Origin of the sequence: Spirosoma utsteinense, assembly GCF_014282275.1 — a bacterium.
Taxonomy (GTDB): domain Bacteria; phylum Bacteroidota; class Bacteroidia; order Cytophagales; family Spirosomataceae; genus Spirosoma; species Spirosoma utsteinense.
Genome location: NZ_VFIA01000102.1, coordinates 1 through 4,020 on the forward strand (window position 1 = coordinate 1; position 4,020 = coordinate 4,020).

General features: G+C 63.7%; 1 protein-coding gene. It reads right to left on the bottom strand.

The features are described 5' to 3' along the window. Window positions 1-15: 15 nt before the first annotated feature. Window positions 16-4,020: putative Ig domain-containing protein (locus FH603_RS27670; RefSeq protein ID WP_186742510.1), on the bottom strand; the 4,005-nt coding region annotated here is incomplete at its 5' end.

Here is a 4,020-nt window from a genome sequence, read left to right on the forward strand (position 1 = left end):
CCTGGTAAACGCTGCCTACCGGTTGAGCACTTTCAGTATCTGGCTTTGACTGGGTGTACTGACCCGCAGCAACAGCAGACCGGCGGGCTGGGCGCTAAGCGATAGGCTTTGGGTCTCCACCAACCCAGCCCGCTCCACCACCCGCTCACTCACCACTTGACCCTGCAGGTTGATTAAGGTCAACTGCAAGGGCTGGCCTTTGGCTCCCTGCACCTCTACCCGGACTACATCACCCGTCACCGGGTTGCCCAGCACCCTCACACTGAGCGAGCGCTCCATCTCGGACACGCCCTGCCGACCACGAGCATTACAGGCGGCCAGCCAATCGTAACTGTAACTAGCCAGCGAGGAGCCCTGCTGCGCTTTCAGGGTGATAATCGGGTTGTCGGTGTACAACGACAGGGTGTAAGGACCTGGGGCCGTCGTAAGCGAGAGTTCGTTGACCACCGAGAAGCTAATCGGTGTACCGCTTACCCCACCGTACTGCGGAGTAAAGCTCACCCGGCGCTGACCAGCACTGATCACCTCGCACTGGACTGTATTCACGCCTGTAATGGCAAAGTCCGTACTGGGCGGGATACTCGTGGCGGGCAGGACGGTTAGAATAAAGGTTAAACTCGCCGACAGGCCCGCCGGGTCACGCGCCGTCAGCGTCACCGTCGACACACCCGTCGTAGCGGGCGTCCCCGTCAGGGTGCTGCCCGAGAAGGTGAGTCCCGCCGGTAAACCCGTTGCACTCAAGGTCAGCGCATCCCCATCGGGATCGGTGAAGGTGCCGCCCGGAATGAACAGGGTGTAGCCCTGACCCACCATAGCGGTCTGGTTGCTCACCCCGCTGCTCACCACCGGAGCCCCATTACTGGGGGGTGGCGTGGTACCGGCACCACAACCCGCCAGCCAGTTGTAGCGGAAAGTGGCGGGCGCGGCACTACCACTCTGGGCGGCCTGCAGGGAGATGATCGGATTGTCGGTGTACAGGCGCAGGGTGTAGGGACCGGCCTGGGTCGTGGGGGTCAGTTCGTTAGCCACCTGGAAGGTGATCGGCTGGCCATTGAGCCCCCCGTACTGGGGCAGGAAACGGATTTCCCGCTGGCCCACCGACAGCGTCTGGCAGCTCACGGTCGTGACGCCCACGATGGTAAAGCCGGCCGGGGTGCTGATCACCGGGGTGACCGTCAGGCGGTAAGTGGCTGTTACCTGTAGACCGGCCGGATCCAGCGCCGTGACGGCAATCGTACTGACGCCAGTGGTGGCGGCTGTTCCGCTGATACGGCTACCGTTCAGGCTCAGGTCGGCGGGCAGTCCGCTGGCCGAGAAGGTCAGGGGCTGTCCATCGGGATCCGTGATGTAGTCGGTCAGCTCCAGGCTGAAGGCCTGGCCCTGGGGCAGGGTCTGGTCGGGAATCGTACGGGCCACGGGCGGGCGGTTGGGCGGGGTACCCACCGAACAGGCCGCCAGCCAGTGGTAGACAAAGCGGGCTTCGGGGCTACCGCTCTGAGTAGCCACCAGCGTAATCATTGGATTATCGCTGTAGAGCCGCAGGGCGTAGGGCCCGGGGGCCGTCGTGGACGCCAACTCGTTAACGACGGCGAAGCGGATGGTACCCGATACGCCGGCATACTGGGGCGTAAAGCGAACTTCGTACTGGCCCCGGCCCGCATCCAGCAGCTGACAACTCACCGGACTCACGCCCGTGATGGCGAAGCCACCGGGCCGGATTTGCAGGGCAAGCGAGGGAGCCGCCGGACTCGTGCAGGTGCCTACCGTGCAGGTGGCCGACAAGGTATAATTACCCGGCTGGGTAAAGGTGTAGATCGAGCCAACCGCGCTACCCGTCCCGCCCTGGGAAAGCCAGCTCAGTGTGCCGGCGCAACCCGTGGCCGTCACCGAGATGGGCTCCCCCGACGTACTGAGCGACGAAGCCGTTAGTGGGGGTGCCGCCAGCGTAAAGTCCGCTTCAATGGAAGCCTGCGTGGTGCCCTGGCAGCCATTAGCTGCGGTCACGCTCACCGAGTACACCCCGGCGGTGCTCACGATAATCTGGGGCTGGGTCGATCCGGTACTCCACACAATCGAGCCACCGCCCGTGACGGCTAAGGTAGCCGACGGATTGGCGCAGGTCAGCGTAGCCGACGAGGGAGTAATCTGGACGATGGGTAGGGCCTGATCGCTGGTGATGGACGCACTGGCCGTACTCTGACAGCCATTTGTCCCCGTGGCCGTCACCGAGTAAGTACCCGCCACACTGACCGGGATGCTGGTACCGGTAGCCCCCGTACTCCACCGCAGATCGGAAACCGGGCTCGTCGCCCGCAGCGTCAGCGTGGGGTTGGTGCAGGTCAACACCCCACTGGTGGGGTTGAGACTTACGCTGGGCTGGCTAACATTCTGACTCACCATCACGCTGGTGGTGCTGGTGCATCCCTCGGCGCTACTCACGGTCACCGAGTAGAGGCCCGGGCTGGTTACCGTGGCCGTATTACCGGTACTGCCGCCGATGGGATTGGCTCCCCCACTGAAGGCGTAACGGGTGCCGCCCCCCGCCGTTAAGGTCACGGTCGGGGTCGTGCAACTCAGTTCACCGCTGCTGACCAGGGTAGGGCTGGGTACGGCATTGACCGTCACGGACGTCGTGGCAGTAGCCTGACACCCCTGGCTATCGGTGAGTGTTACCGAATAGACGCCCGTGCTGGTCACTTCGACCGAGGCTCCGGTGGTGGGGGTGGTGCCCGTCCAAACGAAGCTGGGGCTAGTGGCGGCCGTATTCGCCGTGAGTTGAACCGTACCACCACAGACCGCCGTGCTGGCCGGGCTGATCGTTACGACCACCGGAGCGGGTTGAGTGATTAGGGCACTCGTGGTGGCGGTAAAGCCATTAGCCGCAGTCACCAGTACGGAGTACGTACCAGCCGCTACTCCCTGGATGGTAGCGGTCCCGTCGCCGGTCGGTGTACCCGGCGACCAGTCGTAGGTGTAGGGGCCCGTTTCCCCGCTAACCGTGACCGTTGCCGTGCCGTTGCTACCGCCGTTACAGCTGACATTGGTTTGACTTGCCCGGTTTACCGTCAGTTCATTGCGGTTACTAACGGCGATCGTGAAGCTGGTTTCGTACGACTGAGCCGGTGTACCACTGTCGGTGGTACGGACCCGGATGGTGTAACTGGCTTTGGTTTCAAAGTCGAAGCTGACCGCCGTCCGCAGCGTGTTGTCCTGCAGGCTGAACGCCCCGTTATCGGCGTCACCGCTGCCGTTGACCAGGGCATAGGTAAAGGTCTGGGCGGGTACATCCGCATCGGTCGAGCTCAGCGAGCCAACCACCGTACCGCCGGGCTGATTCTCGGCCACGGTCGTTCCGCTCAGGGCTATAGCGGTGGGGGCGTTGTTAGGGGTGTACTGAATGGTAAAGGGGCTGGCCGCCAGGTTACCGTTACCGGCCAGATCCTGGACCGTGTTGGCCAGCACGCTGACCGTTAGGGGACCACTGGCGGTGGCCGTCAGCGTCAGGGTAAACGTTGTGCCGCTGCCCGAGAGGCTGTTGAGGGTGCCATTGGTCACGCTTACGTCGCCCAGGCTGAAGCCCGTAACGGCTTCCGAAAAGGTAACCGTCAGGGAGATTTGCGCGACGGAGGTAGCAGCCGGCCCCGTCAGGGTGACCGTCGGTGGGGTCGCGTCGATGGTAAAGGTATTGGTGTTGCCGGTCGGGCTGACCACCTGACCGCTGAGCCGGGCCGTTGCGTTGACGGTATGTGATCCTTCGGCCAGGTTAACCGGCTGGGTCAGGTTCCAGCTCCCGTTGCTGGCGGTGGTCGTGCCGATGGGGGTGCCATCGACATATACGGTTATGGTGCTGTTGGCTGGTGCGGTACCGGCATAGGACGGCGTGCCGTTACTGAGCAGCGAACCATTGGCCGGGGCGATCACCACCGGGGCAGCCGTTAGGGGTTGGGCGTAGGTGATGGTGAACTGGCTGGCTGCTGCGGTATTGCCGTTACCGGCCGCGTCCTGAGCCACGTTGGCGGG